Below are 25,212 nucleotides of genomic sequence, written 5' to 3'. Positions count from 1 at the left end.
CTGCTCGCGAAAGCGGTGTGTCAGCCACCCATGCATCAGGCAAGGAAGCGCAATATCGGCGCACCATCGAACGGGTCTGTCAGATAGTGCGCCCTGACCCCGAAAGTCGTCTGTAACCGCTCCGGCGTCAGCACGTGCAGCGGCTCGCCCAGTGCCACCAGACGCCCGCGCTCCAGCACCGCCAGGCGATCGCACTTGAGCGCCTGATTGAGATCGTGCAGGGCGATCAACGTGGTCACCGGCAGTGCGCGCACCACGTGCAGAATGCTCAACTGATGCTGGATGTCGAGGTGGTTGGCCGGCTCGTCGAGCAGCAGGATCTGCGGGCGCTGCGCCAGTGCGCGGGCGATGTGCACGCGTTGGCGTTCCCCGCCGGAGAGGCTGCGCCAGAGGCGGTTGCGCAGGTGCACGGCGTCGACGTCGACCAGCGCTTGCTCGACGATGGCGTCATCGGCGGGCGACCACGGTTGCAGCGCCGACAACCACGGCGTCCGCCCCAGCGCCACCGCGTCGAACACGCGAATGCCATCGTCGGTATCGGCCTGTTGCTCAACCACCGCGAGCGTCTGCGCGATAGTGCGCCGCGACATCTTGCCCAGCGTCCGACCGTCGAGCTGCACATGGCCCACGCTCGGTTCACGCAGCCCGGCCAGCAATTTGAGCAACGTGGATTTCCCCGACCCGTTCGGCCCGACAATGCCCAAGGTCTCGCCGCGCTGAACGTCGAGGCTGACACCGTTGAGCAGCTCGGCACCACGCACCTTGAAGCCCACATCAGCACAACTCAAAACCGTGTTCATCGCGCCGATCTCCGGCCCACCAGAATCAGCGCGAACACTGGCGCGCCGACCAGCGCGGTAATCACGCCGACGGGAATCACCTGACCCTTGATCAGGGTGCGTGACAGCACATCGGCGGCGATCAGAAACACTGCGCCGCCCAACGCACTGGCAGGCAGAAGACGCGCATGGCCGGTGCCGAGCAACAACCGCGCGGCATGGGGAATCACCAGACCGACAAAGCCGATCGAGCCGACAATCGACACCATCACCGCCGTCACCAGCGCGGCGCAGCCAATCAACAGAATCTGCACACGTCGCACTGGAATGCCGAGAGACGCCGCCGAGTCCGCACCAAAGGTGAACGCATCCAGCGCCCGGCGATGCCACAGACAAACAACCAACCCCAACACAGCCACCGGCACCGCCAGCCACACCGACGGCCAGCGCACGCCGCCGAGATTGCCGAGCAGCCAGAACATGATCCCGCGCGCCTGTTCCGAGCTGGCCGAGCGGGTGATCAGAAACGCGGTGAGGGCGTTGAACAGCTGCGAGCCGGCAATCCCGGCCAGAATGATCTGCCCGGTGCCGCTGGCCGAGCCGCTGACCCGTGCCAACAGGATCACCAGTACGAAAGCGGTCACCGCGCCGGCAAACGCACCGACCGACAGTGAAATCGCCCCGGCGCCGACGCCAAGCAGGGCGACCATCACCGCGCCAGTCGAGGCACCCGCGGAAATCCCCAGCAGATACGGATCGGCCAGCGGATTGCGCAGCAGCGATTGCAGGATCACCCCGCACGTCGCCAGACCGGCGCCGCAGGCCGCCGCGACCAAAGCGCGGGTCAGGCGATAGTTCCAGACAATGCCTTCGTCGATCGGGTCGAGCACATAACCGGCGCCCCACAGCTTGTTCGCCAGCACCTGCAACACCACGCTCGGCTCGATCGAAGTCTCACCAATGGCCACGCCGCCAATCAGCGCGACCGACAGCGTCAACAGCACCAGCAGCAAACGGATCAGGCGTCTGCTCATTGCGACAGGTCGTAGCCGTTGATGGCGCTGGCCAGTTGTTCGAGGCCGTCGAAGGTGCGCAGGCTGGCCTGCATGGCCATGGCGTCAAGGATGATGATGCGGTTGTGCTTGACCGCGTCCATGTTGCGCGTCACCGGATCACTGCGCAGGAAGGCGAGTTTCTTCTGATAGTCGTCCGCCGGGAAACGTCGACGATCCATGCGCGCGATCACCAGAAACGTCGGGTTGGCCTTGGCGATGGTTTCCCAGCCGACCGTTGGCCATTCTTCATCCGACTCGACGACGTTGCGCACGCCGAGGGTGCTGAGCATGAAATCGGGAACGCCTTTGTGCCCGGCCACGAACGGCTCGATGTCCATCTCGGCGCTGGAGAACCACACCAGGGCGCTGACGTCTTTGCGCTGCTGCTTTTTCGCGGTGGCGATCGATTGCGCGAGGCTGGCGTTGAGCTGTTCATTGAGCTGCTCGCCACGCGCCTGCACATCGAAAATCGCCGCCAGTTGGCTCACGCTTTTGTAGATGCTGTCGATGCGAAACGGTGCCAGCCGCGTGCCGTCCGAACCCACGAGGTTGTCCTTGGCTTCGCAATCGGAGGGCAGCAGATAGGTCGGAATCTTCAGTTCATGAAACTGCTCGCGGGTGCCGACCGCGCCTTGCGGGCCGACCATCCATTCCAGCTCGACGGCAACCAGCTCCGGGCGTTTAGCGATCACTGCTTCGAAACTCGGCTCGTTGTCGGCAAGGCGCTCGATCCTGTCGTTCTGCGCTTTGTATGTGCCCAGCACGTCGTTGAACCACAACGAGGTGCCGACGACTTTTTCGCCCAGGCCCAAGGCGTAGAGCATTTCCGTACCGGCCTGGCCGATGGTCACCGTGCGCGCAGGCGCGTGCTGAAAGGTCAGGCTGCTGCCACAGTTTTCCACGGTCAGCGGATACGCAGTCGGCGCCGCTTGCGCCAGGGCGCAAAGGCTCAGAGCGGTGAGCAGGGTGGCAACGCGGGGCAGCAGCATGGGGCAGTCTCCAAGGGAACCGTACGGGAGCGGGCGGGTACGGTTTGGAAACACACCTCGGGCGCGGTCGTGGAAACTGCGCAAGGCCGGCACGGGGAAAATGCGCACGGCACGATGTCCTTCCCGGACACCCCGCCGGTTGGTCAGTCACTGTGCCGGCAGGTCTCCTGACTGATGCGTCATCGCCACGCTCCGGCCTTCCCGGGGTTCACCCAGTGGCAGTCGAGGAGCAGGCTCGGCACCTACAGTTGCGGGGGCAGTTCCGATTGATGCGTGGAGCATCTCGGATTCCCTATTAATTCCGTGTGGAAACCGGCGCGGGCATGGTAGTCGATCAGGCCGCTGATGGGGAGCCGAATCTGCTTTGGTAGGAGCTGCCGAAGGCTGCGATCTTTTGATCTGGTCTTTAACGGGCAAGATCAAAAGATCGCAGCCTTCGGCAGCTCCTACACGGGTGCGTGTTTGCGTGGCGAAGCGTTTGCAATCCGAGGGTAAGCTTGGCTAGTATACGATCCATATACATTTCGTATCGGATATAGACATGGGCATCGTAAAGATTTCAGAGGACATGCACGAGAACCTGCGTATCTCCAGCAACGCCCTCAGCCGCTCGATCAACGCGCAGGCTGAGCACTGGATGCGCATCGGCATGCTCGCCGAGCTGCATCCCAATCTCGACCACAGCGCCATTTGCCGCCTGCTGATCCGCGCCGAACAGAATGGTGGGCTGGATCTGCAACAACTGACTCAGGAAGCCGTCAGCGCATGAGAAACCAGATCAAGATCAACACCCCGGCCGACATCGAAAAATCCCGCGCCGCCGGCAAACTCGCCGCTGAAGTGCTGGCAATGCTGGTGCCGCATGTGAAGGCTGGCGTAACCACCGATGAGCTGGATCGACTGTGCAACGATTACATCGTCAATGTGCAGAAGGCGGTGCCAGCCAATGTCGGTTATCACGGCTTTCCGAAAACCGTCTGCGCGTCGGTCAACGATGTGGTGTGCCACGGGATTCCATCGGGTACGCCATTGAAAGACGGCGACATCGTCAACCTCGACATCGCGGTGATCAAGGACGGCTGGTTCGGCGATACCAGTCGCATGTATGTGGTGGGCGAGGCGACTCCTGAAGCGCAGCACCTGATCAAGACCACCTACGAAGCCATGTGCGCAGGCATCCGTGCAGTGAAGCCGGGCGCAACGCTGGGCGATATCGGCCACGCGATCCAGAGCCTGGCGGAGGCGGAGGGCTTCAGTGTGGTACGCGAATACTGCGGCCATGGCATCGGCAAGGTCTATCACGATGAACCGCAGATCCTGCATTACGGCTTTCCCAATCAGGGCCTGAAGCTTAAGGCCGGGATGATTTTCACCGTGGAACCGATGCTCAATGCCGGCAAACGCCATGTGAAGAACATGCCGGATGGCTGGACCGTATTGACCAAGGATGGCTCGTTGTCGGCGCAGTGGGAGCATATGGTCGCGGTGACGGAGAGCGGGTTCGAAGTGCTGACGGCTTGGCCGGATGAGATTGAAGGGTACCGGGCCATTGGCTAATACCGTGTCGCCTGCTTGCCCTCACCCTAGCCCTCTCCCAATGGGAGAGGGGACTGACCGAGGTGTTGTTGCGAGATACGCCGACGTGCGATACCGAGTCGAACTTACATTTTGAACAGCATGAAGATCGGCTCCCTTTCCCCCTCGCCCCCCGTGGGGGAGAGGGCTGGGGTGAGGGGGTAGATCCAACTGACTCAGCGCAATCAGTGAGCCCCGGCAGCCTTGTTCAAGTCGCTCTCGGTCCACTCGGTATAAACACAAGCATCCGCCGTCGCCCAGCGCACCCGTACCGGATCGCCGGCCTTGAGCGGCATGCCCGCTGCCGATAGCGCTTTCACCGTCATCGACGTCCCGCCCGCAGTCACCACGCTGCACGTCTGGCTTTCACCGAGAAACAGCACCTCCACAACGTTCGCCGACACCTCATTCCAGCCCGCCGCCAGCGGCTCATCCAGCGCCTGCTGCGTGCTCAGCGCCAAGGCCTTTTCCGGACGCACCATCAGCAGCACATCCTGATCAGTGTGCAACCCGGACGTCAGCCGAATCGACAACGACTGGCCCTCGAAACGCGCTGCTGCATTGCCTTGCGCCTTGAGCTTGAGGAAGTTCGAATTGCCCAGAAACGACGCGACAAATGCATTGGGCGGATTCTGGTAAAGGTCATAACCACTGCCCAGACCAACGATTTTGCCGTGGCTGAAAATCGCGATGCGTTGCGACAGACGCATGGCTTCTTCCTGGTCGTGGGTCACGTAGACGATGGTGATGCCCAGGCGCCGGTGCAGCTGGCGCAGTTCATCCTGCAAGTCTTCGCGCAGCTTCTTGTCCAGCGCACCGAGCGGTTCGTCCATCAGCAGAATGCGCGGCTCGTAAACCAAGGCGCGAGCGATGGCAACCCGTTGTTGCTGGCCGCCAGACAGTTGCGAAGGGCGGCGATGGGCGAACTGTTCGAGCTGCACCAGCTTCAACATCGCATCGACGCGTTTTTCACGCTCGGCCGCAGCCAATTTGCGAATGGCCAGAGGGAAGGCGATGTTGTCGCGTACCGACAGATGCGGGAACAGCGAGTAACGCTGAAAGACCATGCCGATGTCGCGCTTGTGCGGCGGCACGTTGACCAGTGATTGGCCGTTGACGAGGATCTCGCCGCTGCTCGGTGTTTCAAAACCGGCGAGCATCGACAGCGTGGTGCTTTTGCCCGAGCCGCTGGAGCCCAGGAACGTGAGGAATTCACCGTCCTTGATGTCCAGCGAGATATTGTCGACGGCAGCAAAATCGCCGTAGTGCTTGTTCAGGTTGCGCAGGCTGACCAGGGGTTTGTCGCTCTGCTGGGATGCGTCTTTGATCACGGCACTCATGTCGTACTCCTGGGCGCTCAGGCGCTGATTTCGTTGCGCCGGCGCAGGGCGGCGGCGATCACCATGACCAACACTGACAGGCCGATCAGCAGCGTCGAAGCGACGGCGATCACCGGGGTCAGGTCCTGGCGCAGGGTGGTCCACATTTTCACGGGAAGGGTTTGCAGAGTCGGGCTTGCCATCATCACGCTGAGCACCACTTCGTCCCACGAAACGAGGAAGGCGAAGAGGGCGCCGGCGACCATGCCCGGACGGATCGCCGGGAACGTCACCTTGAACACCGCTTGCAGGCGCGAGGCACCGCAGATTACCGCCGCGTCTTCAATCGACTGATCGAACAGCTTCAGCGAGTTGATGATCGAGATGATGGTGAACGGCAGCGCGACGATCACATGGCTGACGACGAAGGCGAACATCGTCCCGGTGTAGCCGAGCTTGAGAAACAGCGCGTACACCGCCACGGCAATGATCACCAGCGGCACGATCATCGGCAGGGTGAACAGGCCGTAGAGCATCTCGCGGCCGGGGAAGCGTCCGCGCACCAGCGCAAACGCGGTCGGCAAACCGAGCGCAACAGCGCAGATGGTGGTCAGCACGGCGACCTTGAGGCTGGCGGCAGCGGCGTTCATCCAGTCGGGATTGGAGAAGAACTGCCCGTACCATTTCAGCGTCCAGCCCGGTGGCGGGAACACCAGCCACTGCGAGGAGCCGAACGACAGCAGCACGATGAACACGATCGGCAACAGCAAGAACAGACCGATCAGCCCGGTAGTGGCGTAGAGGCCGAAACGCATGCGCCGGCTCATGGCATTGGGGGTCAGGAGCATGTCGGCTTACCTCGCGTTACTGGCGCCAACCGGGGATTCCGGTTGAAGCTTCAGGTAGAAGTAGAACAGCACCAGGGTGATTGCGATCAGCAACGCGGCGCCGGCACTGGCCAGGCCCCAGTTGAGGAACGATTGCACCTGCTGAATGATGAACTCCGGCAGCATCATGTTCTGCGCCCCGCCGAGCAGCGCCGGGGTGACGTAGTAACCGAGCGACATTACGAACACCATCAAACCGCCGGACGCCAGACCCGGCCGGCACAGCGGCAGGAACACCCGGAAGAAGTTGGTCCACGGACTGGCGCCACAGATCGAGCCGGCCTGCAGGATCATCGGGTCGATGGCCTGCATGGTCGCCTGCAACGGCAGCACGATGAACGGGATCATGATGTAGCTCATGCCGATCACCACGCCCGTCAGGTTGTGCACCATCTCCAGCGGTTGATCGATGATGCCCATGGCCATCAAGGTCTTGTTGATTACGCCCGAGGCTTGCAGCAACACCAGCCACGAATAGGTGCGGGCGAGCAGGCTGGTCCACATCGACAGCAGCACGATGTTGAGGATCCAGCGCCCCCAGCCGCGCGGCACCAGGGTGATCGCCCAGGCCAGCGGAAAGCCCAAGAGCAGGCTGAACAGCGTCACCAGCCCGGCCACCGAAAAGGTGTTGAGCAGCACTCGCGCATAGGCCGAGTTGGCGAACAACTGTTCGTAGTTGCCGAGACCAAACACAGGTTCCAGCACACCGCGCAACAGCAGGCCAATCAACGGCGCGAGAAAGAACAGGCCGAGGAACAGCAGCGCCGGGACGAGGTTGCCGGCGCCGCGCCAGCGTTGTTTAAACGCCGAACCGGGAGCGCCAGCGGCGCTCCCGGTGGCAGTGGAAGGACGAGGCGCAGTGGCCGCGATTTTCATTTGACCAGCCATTCGTTCCACCGTGTCGCGATAGCCGGACCGTTCTTGGCCCAGTAAGCGAAATCAAGGGTGATCTGATCCTTGGCGTAAGCCGTCGGCAGGTTGGGGGCCAGCGTCGAATCCAGACGCTCCACACTGTCGAGGTTGACCGGCGCGTAGGCGGTCAGGTTGGAGAAGTCGGCCTGGCCTTTGGCGCTGCTGGCATTGGCGAGGAACTTCATCGCCGCGTCCTTGTTTTTCGAGCCTTTGGGGATGACCAGAATGTCGGCCATGACCAGGTTCTGCTTCCAGCTCACGCCGACCGGTGCGCCGTCTTCCTGCAGGGCGTGCACCCGACCGTTCCAGAACTGGCCCATGCTCGCTTCGCCGGACGCCAGCAGTTGCTGCGACTGCGCACCGCCGCCCCACCAGACGATGTCTTTCTTGATGGTGTCGAGTTTCTTGAAGGCGCGATCCAGATCCAGCGGGTAGAGCTTGTCAGCCGCAACGCCGTCGGCCAGCAGCGCCAGTTCGAGCACGCCGGGGCTTGGCCATTTGTACAGGGCGCGCTTGCCCGGGTAGGTCTTGGTGTCGAACAGCGCGCTCCAGTCCTGCGGCTTGTTGGCGCCGAGCTTGCCTTCGTTGTAGCCGAGGACAAAGGAGAAGAAGAACGAACCGACGCCGTGATCGCTGACAAAGCGCGGGTCGATCCTGTCGCGCTGGATCACTTTGAAATCGAGGGGTTCGAGCAGGCCTTCGGCAGCGGCGCGCAGGGCGAAATCGGCTTCGACATCGACCACGTCCCACTGCACGTTGCCGCTTTCGACCATGGCCTTGAGTTTGCCGTAGTCGGTGGGGCCGTCCTGGACGACGGTGATGCCGCTGGCCTTGCTGAACGGATCGGCCCAGGCCTGTTTCTGCGCATCCTGGGTGCTACCGCCCCAGCTGACAAAATTCACGCTTTCGGCAGCCATTGCAGCCTGGCCGGTAACGCTGAGCAGTCCCGCGAAAAAGATCGCGGTTGCAGCTTTGTTCAACACCATGTTCACGCCCTCATTGTTGTGTTTTTGAGCGGGCCTTGCGTTGTTGCCCGCCTGTCGGGAGCAGTAGCTGGACGCTTTTTCACGTCGTCCGGTCTATGGAATATCATATTATGGTATTCCAAACTTTGTGCAAGCACTTTGCCTTACCGGTTATCTGGCGGATCTGTTTTTTTGATGAGTTCAGGACAATGGATTTGAAATGCAAAACCCTTGTGGGAGCGAGCCTGCTCGCGAAGCGGTGGATCATTCAACATTCAAGTCGACTGACACATCGCTTTCGCGAGCAGGCTCGCTCCCACATGGGGTTTGTGCTGGGCTCGGGTTATTCGGTGAACGGAATGCTCTCAACCACCTCGAGGTCATACCCGGTCAACCCCGCGTACTTCAGCGGCGGACCGAGGTGCCGCAGCTTGCCAACCCCGAGATTCTGCAGAATCTGCGCCCCCGTCCCGACCTCGGAATAAATCCGCGATTGCGAACGGCTGAACTGCCGTGGCGGCTGGGTCAACTGCGGAACGCGCTCGAGCAACGCCTGCGACGATTCATGATTGGCCAGCACCACCACAACCCCATGACCTTCCGCCGCGACCCGTTGCAACGCTGCCCAGAGGGTCCAGTTCGTCGGCCCGCTGTACTCGGCGCCGACCAGATCGCGCAGCGGATCGATCACATGCACGCGCACCAGCGTCGGCTCTTCGCGGCGCAGGTCGCCCATGACCATCGCCATGTGCACGCCACCTTCGATGCGATCTTCGAAGGTGATCAAACGGAAGGTGCCATGCACCGTCGGCAGCTCACGTTCACCGATGCGTTCGATGGTGTGCTCGGTGCTCAGGCGATAGTGGATCAGGTCAGCAATGGTGCCGATCTTGATCCCGTGTTTGCGTGCGAACTGCTCCAGATCCGGGCGGCGCGCCATGGTGCCGTCGTCGTTCATCACTTCGACGATCACCGAGGCCGGGGTGAAACCGGCCAGGCGCGCCAGGTCGCAGCCGGCTTCGGTGTGCCCGGCGCGGGTCAGCACGCCACCTTCCTTGGCGCGCAACGGGAAGATGTGACCGGGCTGCACCAGGTCTTCGGCGCGGGCATTTGGCGCGACGGCGGCGGCCACGGTGCACGCGCGATCTGCTGCGGAGATGCCGGTGGTCACGCCGACCGCCGCTTCGATCGACACGGTAAATGCAGTGCTGAACACACTGCCGTTGGCGGGTACCATTTGCTCCAGGCCCAGACGCTGGCAATGTTCGTCGGTGAGGGTCAGGCAGATCAGCCCGCGTGCTTCGCGGGCCATGAAGCTGATAGCCTCCGGTGTGCAGCGATCGGCAGCCAGCAGCAGGTCGCCTTCGTTCTCGCGGTCTTCGTCATCGACCAGCAGGACCATTTTGCCGAGGCGATAATCTTCGATGATTTCTTCGATGCTGTTGAAGGCCATGCTGGACTCTCAGGGTTCGTTGGAAATATATTGGTATACCATAATACAAAATCAACAAAGAGGTCACTATGAAGGCGTACTGGATTGCACATGTGGATATAGCCGATGCCGAGCACTACAGCCAATACACCCAGCGCACCCCGCAGGCGATTGCCGCATTCGGCGGCAAGTTTCTCGCCAGAGGCGGGCGCAGCGAAGCGCTGGAAGGCCGGCAGACGCCGCAGCGCACGGTGATCATCGAGTTCGAGAGCTACGAACAGGCCGTGGCGTGCTATCGCTCGGCGGCGTATCAGGAGGCGAAAAGTTACCGCGAAGAATGGGCGAGGGCGGAGATCATCATCGTAGAAGGCATCGCCCCGAACTGAGCCACACCACCAAACTATGTGGGAGCGAGCCTGCTCGCGAATGCGTTCGATCATTCAACATTTGTATCGACTGACACGACGCCTTCGCGAGCAGGCTCGCTCCCACAGGGGTATAGGTGGTGATCAGCGCATGAAATGGATTTTGCCGCTGTCATCATTACCCATGTAAATCCCGTAAACCCCAGCCTGGCGCTCTTCGATATAGCGCTCGAGAATCTGCCGGATCGCCGGGTAGTAGATCTGCTCCCACGGAATCTCTTCCGGGGCGAAGAACTTGTAATCCATGGTCTCCGGTCCGGACTGCCCGGTGATTTCCAGGGCGATGGCGCGGAAGATGATGTACACCTCGCTGATCTTCGGCACGCTGAAAATCGAATACGGCGAGACGATTTCCGCGCGCACGCCGCTTTCTTCCCAGACTTCGCGCAGCGCCGCCTGTTCGGTGGTCTCACCGCTTTCCATGAAACCGGCCGGCAGGGTCCAGGTGCCAGGGCGCGGGGGGATCGCCCGTTGGCACAGGAGGTATTTGCCGTCCTGCTCAATGATGCAGCCGGCAATGATCTTCGGATTGACGTAGTGGATATAACCGCAGCCGCGGCACATCAGGCGCTCGTGCGTATCACCCGGCGGCGTCTGCTGACCGAGGTCAGGGCCACCGCATTTCGGGCAAAAGCTCGGGCTGAACATGTCATTGACCTATGCGGGGTTCTTTCAGCGCGATCGGCAGGGTGATCGCCGGAGTGCCTTTGACGGCGACGCCGGTTTCTTCCTGCTTGCGCTTGAGGTAATCGAGAGCGACGGCAGCCGCCGCGCGGACGTGATCGACACACGCCTGATGCGCCGCCAGCGGATCGCCGCTCTTGATCGCCTCGACCATTTTTTCCATCTCGTGATTACTCGCGCCGCGTCGGTTTTCCTGGGAGACCGAGGTCGCGCGCAGATAGCTGATGCGCGCCTGCAACTGGCGCAATTGGGTGGCGGCGACATGGTTGCCCGAGCCTTCGAGCAGCACGTCGTAGAAGCCCTGCACCGAGTCGATCACCTGTTGCAGCTCGCCGTCCTTCAACGCCTTGCGGTTGTCATCGAGGGCTTTTTCTAATGCTTTGATGTCCTTGGCTTTGGCGCGCAAAGTGAACAGCTGCACGATCAGGCCTTCGAGCACACAACGCAATTCGTAGATATCGACAGCGTCGTCGAGGGTGATGATGGCTACGCGCGGGCCTTTGGCATCGGCGAATTCGACGAGACCTTCGGATTCAAGGTGACGCAAGGCTTCGCGCACCGAAGTGCGGCTGACACCGAGGCGATCACAGAGGTCGCGTTCGACCAGGCGATCGCCTGGCATGAGCTGGAAATTCATGATCGCGCTACGCAGTTTGTCCAGCACGATTTCGCGCAGGGTAACGGGGTTGCGATTGACCTTGAAGCTGTCGTCGAGTGGCTGGCGTTTCATGGGGTCCGCTCTTGAGCTTGGCTGTCCATGCCAGACGGGCATCAAAACAGCCGAGGGTTAACTGGAGGCCTCGGCGTCGGCTTCGGCAAAGGCTTCACGGGCCAGCCGGAAACTGTCCACGGCCGCCGGAACGCCGCAATAAATGCCGACCTGAAGCAGAATTTCGCGTATTTGCTCACGACTCAGGCCGTTACGCAAGGCGCCACGCACATGCAGCTTGAGTTCATGCGGGCGGTTGAGCGCCGAGATCATCGCCAGGTTGATCATGCTGCGCTCCTTGAGCGACAGACCCTCACGCCCCCAGACATGGCCCCAGCAGTATTCGGTGACCATTTCCTGCAGCGGACGGGTGAAATCGTCGGCGTTGTCTATCGAGCGTTGCACGTAGGCTTCGCCCAATACCTGGGTGCGGATCTGCAGACCTTTTTCATACTTTTCGTTACTCATAAATCCTCCAGTCACCACAGATCCCTCGTGTAGGAGCTGCCGAAGGCTGCGATCTTTTGACTTTGACTTTTGAAAACAAGATCAAAAGATCGCAGCCTTCGGCAGCTCCTACAGGGATTTGTGTGAATTCGTCAGGCCAGAGTCGGCAACGGGCCGAGCTTGCCTTTGTGATAAATCATCGGCGTCACCGGTTGCTCGGGCAGGATCAGGTTCTTCACTGCGCCGACAATGATCGCGTGATCACCACCATCGTACTCACGCCACAACTCGCACTCGATGATCGCCGTCGCCTTGGCCAGAATCGGGTTACCGAGTTCGCTCAAATGCCACTCGATGCCCTTGGCCTTTTCCTTGCCCTTGCCGGCGAACGCGTAGGCTTCGGCGGTCTGCTCGGCGGAGAGCAAATGGATGGCGAACTTCTTGCTGTCGCGCAGCACCGGATAAGTGTCGGAGGCGTAGTTGGGGCAGAACAGCACCAGCGCCGGGTCGATCGACAGCGCGCTGAACGCGCTGGCGGTGATACCGACGATGCCGCCGTCCGGGTCGAGGGTGGTGACCACCGTGACGCCGGACGGGAACGAGCTCATGACGTCTTTGTAAATGCCGGGTTCGATCATTTCGCAGGACTCCTAGCGCATCACAAACGGATCAGGCATTGGCGCCTGGGAGAGGTTGATCCACACCGTTTTCAGTTCGGTGTAGGCCAGCACCGAGTCGATGCCGCTTTCGCGTCCATAGCCACTGTTCTTGAAGCCGCCGATCGGCGCCATCGCCGACACTGCGCGGTAAGTGTTGACCCAGATAATCCCCGAGCGCACATCGCGGGCGAGGCGATGGGCGCGACCGAGATCGCGAGTCCAGATGCCGGCAGCGAGGCCGAACTGCGAGTCGTTGGCGATCGCCAGTGCTTCGGCTTCGTCTTTGAAACGAATCACCGAAGCCACCGGGCCGAAGACTTCTTCCTGCATGATCTTCATCGAATTGCGGTCGCACTCGAACAGCGTCGGCTCGTAGAACCAGCCTTCACCGAGATCCGCCGGACGCTTGCCACCGGTGCGCAAACGCGCGCCTTCGGCGATCGCATCGGCGACCAGACCTTCGACCACCGCCAGTTGCTGCGCGGTGGCCATCGGCCCCATTTCACTGTTGTCTTCCTGTGGGTTGCCGATGCGGATGCGCTGGGCGCGCTCGACCAGACGATTGACGAATTCGTCGTAGATTTCGTCCTGCACCAGCAAGCGCGAACCGGACACGCAACTCTGCCCGGACGCTGCGTAGATCCCGGCAATCGCGCCGTTGATCGCGCTGTCGAGATCGGCGTCGGCAAAAATGATGTTCGGCGACTTGCCGCCGAGCTCCAGCGACAGCTTGGCGAAGTTCTCGGCGCTGCTGCGCACCACATGCCGTGCCGTCGCCGCGCCGCCGGTGAAGGCGATCTTGCGGATCAATGGATGGCGGGTGAGGGCGGCGCCGGTGCTCGGGCCGTAACCGGTGACGACGTTGACCACGCCCGGCGGAATCCCGGCTTCAAGGGCCAGACGCGCCAGCTCGAGAATGGTCGCCGAAGCGTGCTCGGACGGCTTGATCACAATCGTGTTGCCGGCGGCGAGGGCCGGGGCCAGTTTGATCGCCGTCAGGTACAGCGGGCTGTTCCATGGAATGATCGCGGCAACCACACCCATGGCTTCGTGCACGGTGTAGGCAAACAGATCGGGCTTGTCCAGCGGCAGGGTGCCGCCTTCAAGCTTGTCGGCGAGGCCTGCGGTGTAGTGGAAGAACTCCGGCAGATAGCTGACCTGGCCACGGGTTTCGCGGATCAGCTTGCCGTTGTCGCGGCTTTCAAGCTGCGCCAGGTGTTCCTTGTTTTCTGCGATCAGATCACCGAGGCGGCGCAGCAGTTTGCCGCGCGCAGTGGCGGTCAGACCGCGCCACGCCGGGCTGTCAAAAGCAGTTTGCGCTGCTTGCACGGCGCGTTCGACGTCCGCTTCATCGGCGTCGGGCAGTTCCGCCCAAGCCTGCGCGGAGGCCGGGTTGAGGCTTTCGAAGGTCTTGCCGGAGAGGGCGTCGACCCAGTCTCCGCCGATGCACATCTGGAAGCGTGCGAGTGTCATGCAACGATCCCCTTTATATGGTTTTGTCGGGCGTGTGCGAATTGGAGAAATTCCAGCAGCATCTGGTTGACCAGACGCGGCGACTCTACCGGCATCATATGCCGTTGCTCGGGCAGCACGGCAACCTTCGCGCCGGGGATGCGTCGGGCCAGTTGCTCGGCCATTTCCGGCGTCGAGCCAGGGTCGAGTTCGCCGGTGGCGATCAGTGTCGGCGCCTGAATGCTGCTCAGGTCTTCGGCGCGATACATGTCCTGGGTGGCGAACAATTCGTAGGTGGTCAGGTAACCCTGCGGATCGTTGTTGGCCAGGGTCTGGCGCAACGCGGCGATCTGCGCCGGGTTGGCCGCCTGATATTCACGGCTGAACCAGCGTGACAGGGCGGCTTCGGCGTTGGCGTCCGGGCCATGTTCGGCAGCCTGCGCAGTGCGCGCGATGACACCGGCACGCTGTTCTTCGCTGCGGTTGAAGACGCTGTTCAACACCACCAGGCTTTGCAGGCGCTCCGGGTAGTGCAGGGCGAAGGCCCGCGCGACCAGACCGCCCATGGAGAAACCGATCACCGCTGCCTGGGGCAGATTCAGGTGATCGAGCAGCTCGAGCAACTGATCGGCGTAACCGAGCAGGTCGGTGCCGCTGGCCGGGCGCGGGCTGGCGCCGTGGCCGAGCATGTCGTAGGCGATCACCTGGTACTGGCTGGCGAGGCCGACAATCTGCCCGCCCCACATTTCTTTGTTCAGGCCCACGCCGTGGATCAAGACCACGGGCTGGCCTTGGCCGGTCGCCAGGTAACTGGTGCCAGCCGGGGTGAGTTCAGCGGTGAGCCGAATCATGGAGCGCTCCTGCAATGCCTTTCTTGTTGTGATTACTGGGCTTTTTCGGCGGCCAGTTCTTCCAGATCGATGTAGCGGTTGCCGATACGCGGGTGCAGGCGGCCACCGTCGGCGCAACCCAGCACGACGACGATTTCGTCGGCACGCGGCGCGTCTTCGATCTGCATTTCCAGGGTGATGTAGTGCGAACGCAGGCCTTCGTCGTCCTTGTGCATCATCGGGATCTGAATCGACGTGCCCGGACCGCCGCGCTTGTTGGTGAAGCTCAGGTAGCTCTTGGCTTTCACCGCTTCGCGATAGTGGTTGCCGAAGCGCAGGGTGTGGATCACCGCGGAGGCGTGTTCGATCTCGCCATCAGCGCCGACCACCGCCGCTTTGCCATAAGCCTCGATCTTCTCGGCGCCACCAATGATGCCCACCAGACGCTCGACCATCATTGCGCCGAGGTCGGAGCAGTTGGCGCGGATCTGCGGCTTGAGGTCTTCGACAAAACCATTGCCCACCCACGGGTTCTTCATCACCACGGCGAGGCCGACCATGGTCACCGGCTTGTCAGTAGCCTTGCCGCCTTCGATGAAGGTTTCTTCGACATAGCTGACGATCTTGCGAATTTCGAAACTCATGAGCTGCTCCGTTGGGGGATTGAGAGTGTCTGTGCGTCTGATGGTATACCATAATACCGATCCTGCAAGTCCCCTCCGCAACAATTGCGTCATCCATCCTACGAATGGCTGCGCATTCACCCTTTGTCGCAAAACCAACCATCACTACAAACCCTGTGGGAGCGAGCCTGCTCGCGAAAGCGGTGGGTCAGCCAATAAACAGGGTGACTGATACACCGCATTCGCGAGCAGGCTCGCTCCCACAGGGAAAATGATGGGTTACAGAGAGCCGCTTTCGGTTAACAAAAGATAACGCGGCGCCGATTGTCAGACATTTGCAAAGCCCGATAGGATGAGCCAGCTTCCGAAGGGGCTCTGGATTGCGGGTTTCAGGACTATGCTTCTGAAACGCCAGTAGCCGAGCACCCTTGCGGCGCCCTTGAAGGCCCGATGGCCCAACAATAATAAATAGGGGAAGGTCTATGAGTCGTTGCCGCCCGCCGGCGTTACGCAACACCGCGTTGCTGGCCACAGCACTCTCGCTGCTGGGCTTTGCCACGTTATCGGCACCTGTGATTGCCGCCGAGGCCCCGGCTGACGTGGTCTATGCCACCGAATCGGCCAAGGCCGCGAAAAGCCTGATTCTTGATGTCGTCCATGCTGGCGCGCGTCTGGTCGCGGTCGGCGATCGCGGACACATCGTCTATTCCGATGACCAGGGCAAAACCTGGACCCAGGCCAAGGTGCCGACCCGGCAACTGCTCACTGCCGTGTATTTCGTCGATGACAAAAACGGTTGGGCCGTGGGCCACGACGCGCAGATTCTCGCCAGCGCAGACGGCGGTCTGACCTGGACCAAACAATTCGAAGACCTCGCACGCGAATCGCCGCTGCTCGACGTCTGGTTCAAGGACGCCAGCAGCGGCTTTGCCGTGGGCGCCTACGGCACGCTGCTGGAAACCACCGACGGCGGCAAGCACTGGGAAGACGTCAGCGATCGCCTCGACAACGAAGACCAGTTCCACCTCAACGCCATCGCCGCCGTGAAAGACGCCGGGCTGTTCATCGTCGGCGAGTCCGGCAGCATGTTTCGCTCCGCCGATGACGGCCAGACCTGGGAAAAGCTCGAAGGCCCGTATGAAGGTTCACTGTTCGGAGTGATCGGCATGGCGCAGCCGCAAACCCTGCTGGCGTACGGCTTGCGCGGCAACCTCTATCGCTCCACTGATTTCGGCAGCAACTGGGAGCAGGTCGAACTCAAAGCTGCACGTGGTGCGCTGGAGTTTGGTCTGTCCGGCGGCACGCTGCTCGAAGACGGCTCGATCGTCATCGTCGGTAACGGTGGTTCGGTGATCAGCAGCAGTGACAACGGCGAAACCTTCAGCGTGTTCAACCGCCCGGATCGCATTTCGCTGTCGTCGGTCACCGCCGCTGGCAACGGCAACCTGATTCTGACCGGGCAGGGTGGTTTGCACATCACCCAGCCAAACGGTGCCGAGACCAATAACAAGAAGGCGGGGCTATGACTTCCTTGATCACTCCTCAGCAGGAAAAGGCGACGGTTCTCGAGCGCCTGATCTTCAACAACCGTCCGGCCGTGATCCTGATCTGCCTGGTGGTGAGCATTTTCCTGTTCTGGCAGGCCACGCTGATCCGGCCGTCGACCAGTTTTGAAAAAATGATCCCGCTGCAGCATCCCTTCATCGAAAAGATGATGGAGCACCGCAACGATCTGGCGAACCTTGGCAACACCGTGCGTATTTCGGTGGAAGCCACCGACGGTGACATCTTCTCCAAGGAGTACATGGAGACCCTGCGCCAGATCAACGACGAAGTGTTCTACATTTCCGGCGTCGACCGTTCCGGGCTCAAATCTCTGTGGAGCCCGAGCGTACGCTGGACCGAAGTGACCGAAGAGGGTTTCGCCGGCGGTGAAGTGATTCCGCAGAGCTACAACGGCTCCCAGGACAGCCTCGATCTGCTGCGCAACAACGTGCTCAAGTCCGGCCAGGTCGGGCGTCTGGTGGCCAACGACTTCAAGTCGAGCATCGTCGACATCCCGCTGCTGGAGGCCTATCCGGACCCCCAGGATCAGGGCAAGTTGCTGGCGCTGGACTATCGCCAGTTCTCCCATGAGCTCGAAGACAAGATCCGCAACAAGTTCGAAGCGCAGAACCCCAACATCAAGATCCACATCGTCGGTTTCGCCAAGAAGGTCGGCGACCTGATCGACGGTCTGGTGATGGTGGTGCTGTTCTTCGGGGTCGCCTTCGTCATCACCCTGATTCTGCTGCTGTGGTTCACTAACTGCCTGCGCAGCACCATCGCGGTGTTGAGCACGACGCTGGTGGCGGTGGTCTGGCAACTCGGGTTGATGCACTTCTTCGGCTTCGGGCTCGACCCGTATTCGATGCTGGTGCCGTTCCTGATTTTCGCCATTGGCATCTCCCACGGCGTGCAGAAGATCAACGGTATCGCCCTGCAATCCAGCGAGGCCGATAACGCCCTGACCGCTGCACGGCGCACCTTCCGCCAGTTGTTCCTGCCGGGGATGATCGCGATTCTGGCCGATGCGGTGGGCTTCATCACACTGCTGATCATCGACATCGGCGTGATCCGTGAACTGGCGATCGGCGCGTCCATCGGCGTTGCGGTGATCGTGTTCACCAACCTGATCCTGCTGCCGGTGGCGATTTCCTATGTCGGCATCAGCAAGCGCGCGATTGCCAAGAGCAAGAAAGATGCGAACCGCGAGCATCCGTTCTGGCGCCTGCTGTCGAACTTCGCCAGCCCGAAAGTCGCGCCGATTTCGGTAGCGCTGGCGCTGATCGCCTTCGGTGGTGGCCTCTGGTACAGCCAGAACCTGAAGATCGGCGACCTCGACCAGGGCGCGCCGGAACTGCGTCCGGACTCGCGTTACAACAAGGACAACAACTTCATCATCAGCAACTACTCGACCAGCTCCGACGTGCTGGTGGTGATGGTCAAGACCAAGGCCGAAGGGTGCTCGCGCTACGAAGCCATGGCGCCGATCGATCAGCTGATGTGGAAGATGCAGAACACCGAGGGCGTGCAGTCGGCGATCTCGCTGGTGACCGTGTCCAAGCAGATGATCAAGGGCATGAACGAGGGCAACCTGAAATGGGAAACCCTGTCGCGCAACCCGGACGTACTGAATAACTCGATCGCCCGCGCCGATGGCCTGTACAACAACAGCTGCTCGCTGGCGCCAGTGCTGGTGTTCCTCAACGATCACAAAGCTGAGACCCTCGATCGTGCGGTCAACGCGGTGCAGGAGTTCGCCAAGGAAAACAACAAGGACGGCCTGGAATTCATCCTCGCCGCCGGTAACGCCGGGATCGAAGCGGCCACCAACGAAGTCATCAAACAGGCTGAGCTGACCATCCTGATCCTGGTGTACATCTGCGTGGCGGTGATGTGCATGATCACCTTCCGCTCATGGGCAGCGACCCTGTGCATCGTCCTGCCGCTGGTGCTGACCTCGGTGCTCGGCAACGCGCTGATGGCGTTCATGGGCATCGGCGTGAAAGTCGCGACGCTGCCGGTGGTGGCGTTGGGCGTGGGGATCGGCGTGGACTACGGCATCTACATCTACAGCCGCCTGGAAAGTTTCCTGCGTGCTGGGCTGCCGTTGCAGGAAGCCTATTACCAGACCCTGAAGTCCACCGGTAAAGCGGTGCTGTTCACCGGCCTGTGCCTGGCGATCGGCGTGTGCACATGGATCTTCTCGGCGATCAAGTTCCAGGCCGACATGGGCCTGATGCTGACCTTCATGCTGCTGTGGAACATGTTCGGCGCGCTGTGGCTGCTGCCGGCGCTGGCCAAGTTCCTGATCAAGCCGGAGAAGCTGGCGGGGCAGAAGGGCAATTCGCTGTTTGCCCACTGATCTGAAGGCCTGAAACGACAAAGCCGCAACCTTGAGGGGTTGCGGCTTTTTTTGTGAATCAAGATCAAGAGCCCCTCACCCTAGCCCTCTCCCGGAGGGAGAGGGGACTGACCGAGGGGTGCGGCTAGATATATCGGCCTGAGATACCGAGTCGGTTATGGATTCACAGCAGAACGTTCAAGTCGGCGTAAATCTCAAATATTCCCCAATCGGTCCCCTCTACCTCTGGGAGAGGGCTAGGGTGAGGGCAAGCGGTCTCAAGCCCTAAGAAAGCTCAGCGCCAAGCACCACACTCAACGCACTGCGCGCATCATCCAGCTGCACCAGCGTCGCATGTCGGGCACCCAGCGCATCACGATTCTCGATGGCGGTCAGGATCGCCTTGTGCCGCGGCAACGCCAGTTCATGCAGATTCGGCCGTTGATTGGAATGCTTCAACGCCTCGGCAATCGCTACCGCCAACATGTTGCACAGGTTCGCCAGCAGGTCGTTGTGCGTGGCATCGGCGATGCGGCTGTGGAAGTCCAGGTCCGGCTGCAACAGCGCTTCCGGAGTCGGCGCGGCTTCCATGCGTTGGTAGGCTTCGTTGATCGCGGCGATGTCGGCATCGGTTGCATGCTGAGCGGCGAGGGCGGCCGCTGCCGGCTCGATGATGCTGCGCACGCTGGTCAGCACGTTGAAGAATTCATTCTGCGGGCTGCTCTGCATCAGCCAGTGCAGCACGTCCGGGTCGAGCATGTGCCATTCGCGGCGAGCCTTGACCACGGTGCCGACGCGCGGTTTGGAATACACCAGACCCTTGGCCACCAGCACCCGCGTGGCTTCGCGCAATACCGGGCGACTGACCGCGTACTCCTCGCAAAGCAGGGCTTCGGCGGGCAGTTTGTCGTCGGGCAAAAAGCGTCCGGAGACGATCTGCATGCCCAGTTCCTGGACGATGCGCGAGTGCATGCTTTTACGGTCGGAAGGTTTGCGGTAATCCATGGGGAGTGGCGCGATCCTGAGCGATGGAGATGCCGCGCATCATAGCAGGCACGGCACAGATTTGAGGCGATACGCAAAAGCAACTGTGGGAGCGAGCCTGCTCGCGAAGGCGGCATATCAGTCAAATAGATGTCGACTGACACTCCCTCTTCGCGAGCAGGCTCGCTCCCACAGGGGAATTGCGCTGTTAGTGAGAGTGACGCGGAACCTCGGCACCTCGGCAACCAACCAGGAAGTCAAAGTCGCAACCCTGATCCGCCTGCAGCACGTGATCGATGTACAGTTGACGATAACCGCCCACCAGCAACTGCTGCGGTGCTTGCAGATCGGCCATGCGCGCGGCCAGTTCAGCATCCGGAATGTCCAGATGCAGACGGCCGCTGGCGCAATCGAGTTCGATCCAGTCGCCTTCCTGCACCGCCGCCAAAGGCCCGCCCGCTGCCGCTTCCGGGGCGACGTGCAGAACCACCGTGCCGTAAGCGGTGCCGCTCATGCGTGCATCGGAAATGCGCACCATGTCCGTCACGCCTTGCGCCAACAGCTTGGCCGGCAAGCCCATGTTGCCGACTTCAGCCATGCCCGGATAACCCTTCGGCCCGCAGTTCTTCATCACCAGAATCGAATCCTTATCGACGTCCAGCTCCGGATCGTTGATCCGCGCCTTGTACATGTCGAAGTTCTCGAACACCACGGCGCGACCGCGATGCTGCATCAGTTCAGCGCTAGCGGCGGACGGTTTGAGTACCGCGCCCAGCGGCGCCAGATTGCCGCGCAACACGCAGATGCCACCGTCAGCGCGAATCGGATTGTCGAGGGTGCGGATCACTTGGTCTTCGCCATAGATCGGCGCGTCCTTGGTGTTCTCGCCGATGGACTTGCCGTTGACGGTCAGTGCGTTCGGGTTGGGGATCAGATTGGCTTCGCCGAGGCGACGCAGCACCGCTGGCAAACCACCGGCGTAGTAGAACTCTTCCATCAGGAAACGCCCGGACGGTTGCAGGTCGACGATGGTCGGCATGCCGCGACCGATGCGCGTCCAGTCGTCCAGATCGAGCTCGACGCCGATGCGCCCGGCAATGGCTTTCAAGTGGATCACGGCATTGGTCGAACCACCGATGGCGGCGTTGACGCGAATGGCGTTTTCAAAGGCTTCCTTGGTGAGGATCTTCGACAGTTTCAAATCTTCGCGAACCATCTCCACCGCACGCATGCCGGACATGTGCGCCAGCACATAACGCCGTGCATCCACTGCCGGAATCGCGGCGTTGTGCGGCAGCGAAGTGCCCAGCGCTTCAGCCATGCAGGCCATGGTCGACGCGGTGCCCATGGTGTTGCAGGTGCCCGCCGAACGCGACATGCCGCCCTCGGCTGCGAGGAAGTCGTCGATGGTGATGGTGCCGGCCTTGACCTGTTCGCTGAGCTGCCAGACCACGGTGCCGGAGCCGATATCCTTGCCTTTGTGCTTGCCGTTGAGCATCGGCCCGCCGGTGACGACGATGGCCGGCACGTCGCAACTGGCCGCGCCCATCAGCAGTGCTGGAGTGGTTTTGTCGCAACCGGTGAGCAGCACGACGCCGTCGATCGGGTTGCCGCGAATCGCTTCTTCAACGTCCATGCTCGCCAGGTTGCGGGTGAGCATGGCGGTCGGGCGCAGGTTCGATTCGCCGTTGGAGAACACCGGAAACTCCACCGGAAAACCACCGGCCTCGATCACCCCGCGTTTGACGTGCTCCGCGATCTGGCGGAAGTGCGCGTTGCACGGGGTCAGTTCCGACCAGGTGTTGCAGATGCCGATGATCGGCTTGCCGTGGAACTGATGGTCGGCGATGCCCTGATTCTTCATCCAGCTGCGGTACATGAAGCCGTTCTTGTCGGCTGTGCCAAACCATTGGGCGGAGCGCAGGGTGGGTTTCTTATCAGACATGATCGATTCTCTTATTGTAAGACTATTGTTTGCGAGCTGACGCTTAATCTAAGCTCAAAATCCGCGCTTTGGAAGTGTTGTTGGGTAATTAGTATTACTATATAGTCGTTTTCGACGGAGGGATGGCCCTGGCTGTTTTGGCGAGAGGCGTCCCCCGAGGTTCTATAAAAACAACAATCGGAGACCGATCTCATGAGCCAGGAATTGCGGCTTGTCCGGCGCATCACACTGAAACTGATTCCCTTCCTGATCCTGCTGTACCTGATCGCCTATGTGGATCGCTCCGCCGTCGGCTTCGCCAAGCTGCACATGGGCGCCGACATCGGCATCGGCGATGCCGCCTACGGCTTGGGTGCCGGGCTGTTCTTCATCGGCTACTTTCTTCTAGAGATTCCCAGCAACCTGATGCTCGAACGCTTCGGCGCACGGCGCTGGTTCGCGCGGATCATGATCACCTGGGGCGCGATCACCATCGGCATGGCCTTTGTGCAAGGGCCGCACAGCTTCTATGTGATGCGTTTTCTGCTCGGCGCGGCCGAGGCGGGGTTCTTTCCCGGTGTGCTGTACTACATCACCCAATGGTTCCCGGTGCGCCATCGCGGCAAGATCCTTGGCCTGTTCATCCTCTCGCAACCCATCGCGATGATGATCACCGGTCCCGTGTCCGGTGGTTTGCTGGGCATGGACGGCATCCTCGGCCTGCACGGCTGGCAGTGGCTGTTCATCGTCATCGGCACCCCGGCGATCCTGCTGACCTGGCCGGTGCTGCGCTGGCTGCCGGACGGCCCGCAGCAAGTGAAGTGGATGGATCAGGCGGAAAAAGACTGGCTGACCGGCGAACTGAAAAAGGACTTGCAGGAATACGGCCAGACCCGTCACGGCAATCCGCTGCATGCGCTGAAAGACAAACGTGTGTTGTTGCTGGCGCTGTTCTATCTGCCGGTGACCCTGAGCATTTATGGTCTGGGCCTGTGGCTGCCGACGTTGATCAAACAGTTCGGCGGCAGCGATCTGGTCACCGGTTTCGTCTCTTCGGTGCCATACATTTTCGGGATCATCGGCCTGCTGATCATTCCGCGCAGTTCCGACCGCTTGAATGATCGCTACGGCCACTTGGCGGTGCTCTATGTGCTCGGTGCGCTGGGCCTGTTCCTCAGTGCCTGGCTGTCGCTACCGGTGGCGCAACTGGCGGCGCTGTGTCTGGTGGCGTTCGCGCTGTTCTCATGCACCGCAGTGTTCTGGACCTTGCCGGGGCGTTTCTTTGCTGGCGCGAGTGCGGCGGCGGGGATTGCCTTGATCAACTCGGTGGGCAATCTGGGCGGGTATATCGGGCCGTTCGTGATCGGCGCGTTGAAGGAATACACCGGCAATCTGGCTTCGGGGTTGTACTTCCTCTCGGGCGTGATGGTGTTCGGGCTGATTCTGACCGGCGTCGTTTACCGCGTGCTGGAACGCAAGCATGTGCTGCCCGTCGACCAGTTCGCCGCCAGCGCCCGTGGCGCGACCCGAACTTGACTGACCAACACTGGCCCCTGTGGGAGCGAGCCTGCTCGCGAAGAGGCCATCACATTCAACACTGTTGGTGACTGATACACCGCTTTCGCGAGCAGGCTCGCTCCCACAGGGGATAGCGGCGTTTTTGATGGAACAGGAGAAAATCATGCATCTGGTTCAATTCGAATTACCCAACGGCGAGCGCCGGGTCGGCGTGGTCGACAACGGTCAGGTCCGCGAAGTCGAGGACGCCCGCAGTGTCCGTGATCTGGCCCTGGCGGCAATCGAGGCCGGCAACTCGCTTGAGCAGCAAGTGCAAAGCCTCGGCCTCGGCGCCAGTCACGACTATGGGCAGTTGCTCAAAGACCTGCGCATCCTGCCGCCACTCGATCACCCGGACCCGGCGCACATGCTGGTCAGCGGTACCGGCCTGACCCATCTGGGCAGCGCTTCGGCCCGGGACAAGATGCACCAGCAGGCCGGCGATGAAGCGGCAATGACCGACACCATGCGCATTTTCAAATGGGGCGTGGAGGGTGGCAAACCGGCGGCGGGGCAGGCCGGTGTGCAACCGGAGTGGTTCTACAAGGGCGACGGCAGCATTGTCGTGCGTCCGGGGCAGGCGTTCCCGCTGCCGCCGTTCGCCGAAGACGCCGGTGAAGAGCCAGAGATGGCCGGCCTGTATGTCATCGGCAACGATGGCAAGCCGTATCGCCTCGGTTTCGCCGTCGGTAACGAGTTCTCCGATCACGTCATGGAACGCAAGAATTACCTGTACCTGGCGCACTCGAAATTGCGCAGTTGCAGTTATGGCCCGGAACTTCGTACCGGTGAATTGCCTCAACACCTTGCCGGCACCAGCCGAATCCTGCGTGACGGCGAAGTGCTCTGGCAGAACGAGTTCCTCAGTGGCGAGGCCAACATGTGCCACAGCCTGGCGAACCTCGAGTACCACCACTTCAAATACAGTCAGTTCCTGCGTCCGGGCGACGTGCACATTCACTTTTTCGGCACTGCGACCCTGTCGTTTGCCGACGGCATCCGCACCCAGCCGGGCGACACGTTCGAGATCAGCCAGGCCGACTTCGGCGCACCGCTGGTCAACGGTATCGCACCGGTTCAGGCGGCTTTTGAACCGGACAGCATCGGCACCCTTTAAGG

At 61.3% G+C, this 25,212-nt stretch carries 24 protein-coding genes and 1 riboswitch; of the genes, 7 read left to right on the top strand and 17 right to left on the bottom strand.

Annotated features, from left to right (window positions below; genetic code table 11):
* Positions 1-35 precede the first annotated feature (35 nt).
* From PSH90_RS15355 to PSH90_RS15345, 3 genes are read right to left on the bottom strand one after another with little or no spacing between them, the layout of a single operon-like run.
* Positions 36-800, bottom strand: a complete 765-nt coding sequence (locus PSH90_RS15355; protein ID WP_305380931.1) for an ABC transporter ATP-binding protein — start codon at positions 798-800, stop codon at positions 36-38.
* On the bottom strand, positions 797-1,813 hold the full coding sequence (locus PSH90_RS15350; protein WP_130888544.1) for an iron ABC transporter permease: 1,017 nt from the start codon (positions 1,811-1,813) through the stop codon (positions 797-799). Before PSH90_RS15350 ends, PSH90_RS15355 begins: the two co-directional genes overlap by 4 nt.
* Positions 1,810-2,823 (bottom strand): ABC transporter substrate-binding protein, encoded by a 1,014-nt coding sequence (locus PSH90_RS15345; protein WP_305380930.1) that lies wholly within the window; start codon positions 2,821-2,823, stop codon positions 1,810-1,812. The genes PSH90_RS15350 and PSH90_RS15345 overlap by 4 nt, the downstream gene beginning before the upstream one ends.
* 139 nt (positions 2,824-2,962) lie before the next feature.
* A riboswitch (cobalamin riboswitch) is annotated at positions 2,963-3,155 on the bottom strand.
* Positions 3,156-3,364: 209 nt separating this feature from the next.
* Between PSH90_RS15345 and PSH90_RS15340 the strand changes: the two genes are divergently transcribed.
* Together PSH90_RS15340 and map are read left to right on the top strand one after the other, a co-directional pair.
* A complete protein-coding gene (locus PSH90_RS15340; RefSeq protein ID WP_007918027.1) occupies positions 3,365-3,592 on the top strand; it encodes a ParD-like family protein in 228 nt (75 codons plus the stop codon).
* Entirely contained in the window at positions 3,589-4,380 is a 792-nt protein-coding gene (map, locus tag PSH90_RS15335; RefSeq protein WP_122704021.1) for a type I methionyl aminopeptidase, read from the top strand. Before PSH90_RS15340 ends, map begins: the two co-directional genes overlap by 4 nt.
* 203 nt (positions 4,381-4,583) lie before the next feature.
* On the opposite strand, the gene PSH90_RS15330 is transcribed toward map, so the two are convergent.
* From PSH90_RS15330 to ribBA, 5 genes are all read right to left on the bottom strand, one after another.
* Positions 4,584-5,738, bottom strand: a complete 1,155-nt coding sequence (locus tag PSH90_RS15330) for an ABC transporter ATP-binding protein (RefSeq protein WP_252876451.1) — start codon at positions 5,736-5,738, stop codon at positions 4,584-4,586.
* A 17-nt stretch (positions 5,739-5,755) separates the two neighbouring features.
* Positions 5,756-6,565 (bottom strand): ABC transporter permease, encoded by an 810-nt coding sequence (locus PSH90_RS15325; RefSeq protein ID WP_007918021.1) that lies wholly within the window; start codon positions 6,563-6,565, stop codon positions 5,756-5,758.
* Between the two features lie 6 nt (positions 6,566-6,571).
* Positions 6,572-7,480 (bottom strand): ABC transporter permease, encoded by a 909-nt coding sequence (locus PSH90_RS15320; protein ID WP_305383138.1) that lies wholly within the window; start codon positions 7,478-7,480, stop codon positions 6,572-6,574.
* Positions 7,477-8,502 carry an ABC transporter substrate-binding protein gene (locus PSH90_RS15315; RefSeq protein ID WP_016775018.1) on the bottom strand — a complete coding sequence of 342 codons (1,026 nt, stop codon included), beginning with the start codon at positions 8,500-8,502 and terminating at the stop codon, positions 7,477-7,479. The genes PSH90_RS15320 and PSH90_RS15315 overlap by 4 nt, the downstream gene beginning before the upstream one ends.
* A 322-nt stretch (positions 8,503-8,824) precedes the next feature.
* Positions 8,825-9,934 (bottom strand): bifunctional 3,4-dihydroxy-2-butanone-4-phosphate synthase/GTP cyclohydrolase II, encoded by a 1,110-nt coding sequence (gene ribBA, locus PSH90_RS15310; protein WP_016775017.1) that lies wholly within the window; start codon positions 9,932-9,934, stop codon positions 8,825-8,827.
* Positions 9,935-10,002: 68 nt separating this feature from the next.
* On the opposite strand from ribBA, the gene PSH90_RS15305 reads away from it, so the two are divergent.
* Complete coding sequence (locus PSH90_RS15305; protein ID WP_305380929.1) at positions 10,003-10,299, top strand: DUF1330 domain-containing protein; 297 nt, start codon at positions 10,003-10,005, stop codon at positions 10,297-10,299.
* A gap of 123 nt (positions 10,300-10,422) precedes the next feature.
* On the opposite strand, the gene PSH90_RS15300 is transcribed toward PSH90_RS15305, so the two are convergent.
* The 7 genes from PSH90_RS15300 to PSH90_RS15270 all read right to left on the bottom strand — a co-directional run bounded on the left by PSH90_RS15300 (position 10,423) and on the right by PSH90_RS15270 (position 15,763).
* Positions 10,423-10,986 carry an NUDIX hydrolase gene (locus tag PSH90_RS15300; RefSeq protein WP_305380927.1) on the bottom strand — a complete coding sequence of 188 codons (564 nt, stop codon included), beginning with the start codon at positions 10,984-10,986 and terminating at the stop codon, positions 10,423-10,425.
* A gap of 1 nt (position 10,987) precedes the next feature.
* Positions 10,988-11,752, bottom strand: a complete 765-nt coding sequence (locus PSH90_RS15295; RefSeq protein ID WP_016775014.1) for a GntR family transcriptional regulator — start codon at positions 11,750-11,752, stop codon at positions 10,988-10,990.
* A gap of 57 nt (positions 11,753-11,809) precedes the next feature.
* The gene (locus PSH90_RS15290) at positions 11,810-12,199 is read right to left on the bottom strand and encodes a carboxymuconolactone decarboxylase family protein (protein WP_039763896.1); all 390 of its coding nucleotides are present in this window, start codon (positions 12,197-12,199) and stop codon (positions 11,810-11,812) included.
* Positions 12,200-12,330: 131 nt separating this feature from the next.
* The gene (locus PSH90_RS15285) at positions 12,331-12,816 is read right to left on the bottom strand and encodes a flavin reductase family protein (RefSeq protein WP_056789390.1); all 486 of its coding nucleotides are present in this window, start codon (positions 12,814-12,816) and stop codon (positions 12,331-12,333) included.
* Positions 12,817-12,828: 12 nt separating this feature from the next.
* Positions 12,829-14,310, bottom strand: coding sequence for an aldehyde dehydrogenase (locus PSH90_RS15280; RefSeq protein WP_125927343.1), 1,482 nt, complete (start codon positions 14,308-14,310; stop codon positions 12,829-12,831).
* On the bottom strand, positions 14,307-15,140 hold the full coding sequence (locus PSH90_RS15275) for an alpha/beta fold hydrolase (protein ID WP_258706815.1): 834 nt from the start codon (positions 15,138-15,140) through the stop codon (positions 14,307-14,309). The genes PSH90_RS15280 and PSH90_RS15275 overlap by 4 nt, the downstream gene beginning before the upstream one ends.
* Positions 15,141-15,172: 32 nt before the next feature.
* On the bottom strand, positions 15,173-15,763 hold the full coding sequence (locus PSH90_RS15270; protein WP_007968626.1) for an amino acid synthesis family protein: 591 nt from the start codon (positions 15,761-15,763) through the stop codon (positions 15,173-15,175).
* Between the two features lie 461 nt (positions 15,764-16,224).
* On the opposite strand from PSH90_RS15270, the gene PSH90_RS15265 reads away from it, so the two are divergent.
* Positions 16,225-17,268, top strand: coding sequence for a YCF48-related protein (locus tag PSH90_RS15265; protein WP_236169616.1), 1,044 nt, complete (start codon positions 16,225-16,227; stop codon positions 17,266-17,268).
* Positions 17,265-19,649, top strand: a complete 2,385-nt coding sequence (locus PSH90_RS15260; RefSeq protein ID WP_024013186.1) for an RND family transporter — start codon at positions 17,265-17,267, stop codon at positions 19,647-19,649. The genes PSH90_RS15265 and PSH90_RS15260 overlap by 4 nt, the downstream gene beginning before the upstream one ends.
* A gap of 264 nt (positions 19,650-19,913) precedes the next feature.
* Here the strand turns inward: PSH90_RS15260 and PSH90_RS15255 are convergent, their stop codons facing one another.
* Positions 19,914-20,633: a FadR/GntR family transcriptional regulator gene (locus PSH90_RS15255; protein WP_024013185.1), complete on the bottom strand. Its 720-nt coding sequence runs from the start codon at positions 20,631-20,633 to the stop codon at positions 19,914-19,916.
* Between the two features lie 187 nt (positions 20,634-20,820).
* On the bottom strand, positions 20,821-22,557 hold the full coding sequence (locus tag PSH90_RS15250) for an IlvD/Edd family dehydratase (RefSeq protein WP_150635083.1): 1,737 nt from the start codon (positions 22,555-22,557) through the stop codon (positions 20,821-20,823).
* Positions 22,558-22,749: 192 nt separating this feature from the next.
* Here PSH90_RS15250 and PSH90_RS15245 point away from each other — a divergent pair, with 192 nt between their 5' ends.
* Together PSH90_RS15245 and araD1 are read left to right on the top strand one after the other, a co-directional pair.
* Positions 22,750-24,072 (top strand): MFS transporter, encoded by a 1,323-nt coding sequence (locus PSH90_RS15245; RefSeq protein WP_071172697.1) that lies wholly within the window; start codon positions 22,750-22,752, stop codon positions 24,070-24,072.
* A 145-nt stretch (positions 24,073-24,217) separates the two neighbouring features.
* Complete coding sequence (gene araD1 / locus PSH90_RS15240; protein WP_073471123.1) at positions 24,218-25,210, top strand: AraD1 family protein; 993 nt, start codon at positions 24,218-24,220, stop codon at positions 25,208-25,210.
* The last annotated feature ends 2 nt before the right edge of the window (positions 25,211-25,212 follow it).

The organism is Pseudomonas sp. FP1762 (assembly GCF_030687105.1).
GTDB lineage: Bacteria > Pseudomonadota > Gammaproteobacteria > Pseudomonadales > Pseudomonadaceae > Aquipseudomonas > Aquipseudomonas siliginis.
Note: the sequence above shows the minus strand (reverse complement) of the source record. Positions and strands in the feature narration are given on the sequence as shown.

Bases quoted from the DNA above. Each gene is read 5' to 3' on its own strand.
- PSH90_RS15270 (WP_007968626.1), bottom strand. From the start codon at position 15,763: ATGAGTTTCGAAATTCGCAAGATCGTCAGCTATGTCGAAGAAACCTTC.
- PSH90_RS15300 (WP_305380927.1), bottom strand. From the start codon at position 10,986: ATGTTCAGCCCGAGCTTTTGCCCGAAATGCGGTGGCCCTGACCTCGGT.
- PSH90_RS15250 (WP_150635083.1), bottom strand. From the start codon at position 22,557: ATGTCTGATAAGAAACCCACCCTGCGCTCCGCCCAATGGTTTGGCACA.
- PSH90_RS15280 (WP_125927343.1), bottom strand. From the start codon at position 14,310: ATGACACTCGCACGCTTCCAGATGTGCATCGGCGGAGACTGGGTCGAC.
- PSH90_RS15330 (WP_252876451.1), bottom strand. From the start codon at position 5,738: ATGAGTGCCGTGATCAAAGACGCATCCCAGCAGAGCGACAAACCCCTG.
- PSH90_RS15345 (WP_305380930.1), bottom strand. From the start codon at position 2,823: ATGCTGCTGCCCCGCGTTGCCACCCTGCTCACCGCTCTGAGCCTTTGC.
- PSH90_RS15245 (WP_071172697.1), top strand. From the start codon at position 22,750: ATGAGCCAGGAATTGCGGCTTGTCCGGCGCATCACACTGAAACTGATT.
- PSH90_RS15355 (WP_305380931.1), bottom strand. From the start codon at position 800: ATGAACACGGTTTTGAGTTGTGCTGATGTGGGCTTCAAGGTGCGTGGT.
- PSH90_RS15255 (WP_024013185.1), bottom strand. From the start codon at position 20,633: ATGGATTACCGCAAACCTTCCGACCGTAAAAGCATGCACTCGCGCATC.
- PSH90_RS15325 (WP_007918021.1), bottom strand. From the start codon at position 6,565: ATGCTCCTGACCCCCAATGCCATGAGCCGGCGCATGCGTTTCGGCCTC.
- PSH90_RS15350 (WP_130888544.1), bottom strand. From the start codon at position 1,813: ATGAGCAGACGCCTGATCCGTTTGCTGCTGGTGCTGTTGACGCTGTCG.
- PSH90_RS15285 (WP_056789390.1), bottom strand. From the start codon at position 12,816: ATGATCGAACCCGGCATTTACAAAGACGTCATGAGCTCGTTCCCGTCC.
- PSH90_RS15295 (WP_016775014.1), bottom strand. From the start codon at position 11,752: ATGAAACGCCAGCCACTCGACGACAGCTTCAAGGTCAATCGCAACCCC.
- PSH90_RS15260 (WP_024013186.1), top strand. From the start codon at position 17,265: ATGACTTCCTTGATCACTCCTCAGCAGGAAAAGGCGACGGTTCTCGAG.
- araD1 (WP_073471123.1), top strand. From the start codon at position 24,218: ATGCATCTGGTTCAATTCGAATTACCCAACGGCGAGCGCCGGGTCGGC.
- PSH90_RS15265 (WP_236169616.1), top strand. From the start codon at position 16,225: ATGAGTCGTTGCCGCCCGCCGGCGTTACGCAACACCGCGTTGCTGGCC.
- PSH90_RS15340 (WP_007918027.1), top strand. From the start codon at position 3,365: ATGGGCATCGTAAAGATTTCAGAGGACATGCACGAGAACCTGCGTATC.
- PSH90_RS15290 (WP_039763896.1), bottom strand. From the start codon at position 12,199: ATGAGTAACGAAAAGTATGAAAAAGGTCTGCAGATCCGCACCCAGGTA.
- PSH90_RS15320 (WP_305383138.1), bottom strand. From the start codon at position 7,480: ATGAAAATCGCGGCCACTGCGCCTCGTCCTTCCACTGCCACCGGGAGC.
- ribBA (WP_016775017.1), bottom strand. From the start codon at position 9,934: ATGGCCTTCAACAGCATCGAAGAAATCATCGAAGATTATCGCCTCGGC.
- PSH90_RS15305 (WP_305380929.1), top strand. From the start codon at position 10,003: ATGAAGGCGTACTGGATTGCACATGTGGATATAGCCGATGCCGAGCAC.
- map (WP_122704021.1), top strand. From the start codon at position 3,589: ATGAGAAACCAGATCAAGATCAACACCCCGGCCGACATCGAAAAATCC.
- PSH90_RS15315 (WP_016775018.1), bottom strand. From the start codon at position 8,502: ATGGTGTTGAACAAAGCTGCAACCGCGATCTTTTTCGCGGGACTGCTC.
- PSH90_RS15275 (WP_258706815.1), bottom strand. From the start codon at position 15,140: ATGATTCGGCTCACCGCTGAACTCACCCCGGCTGGCACCAGTTACCTG.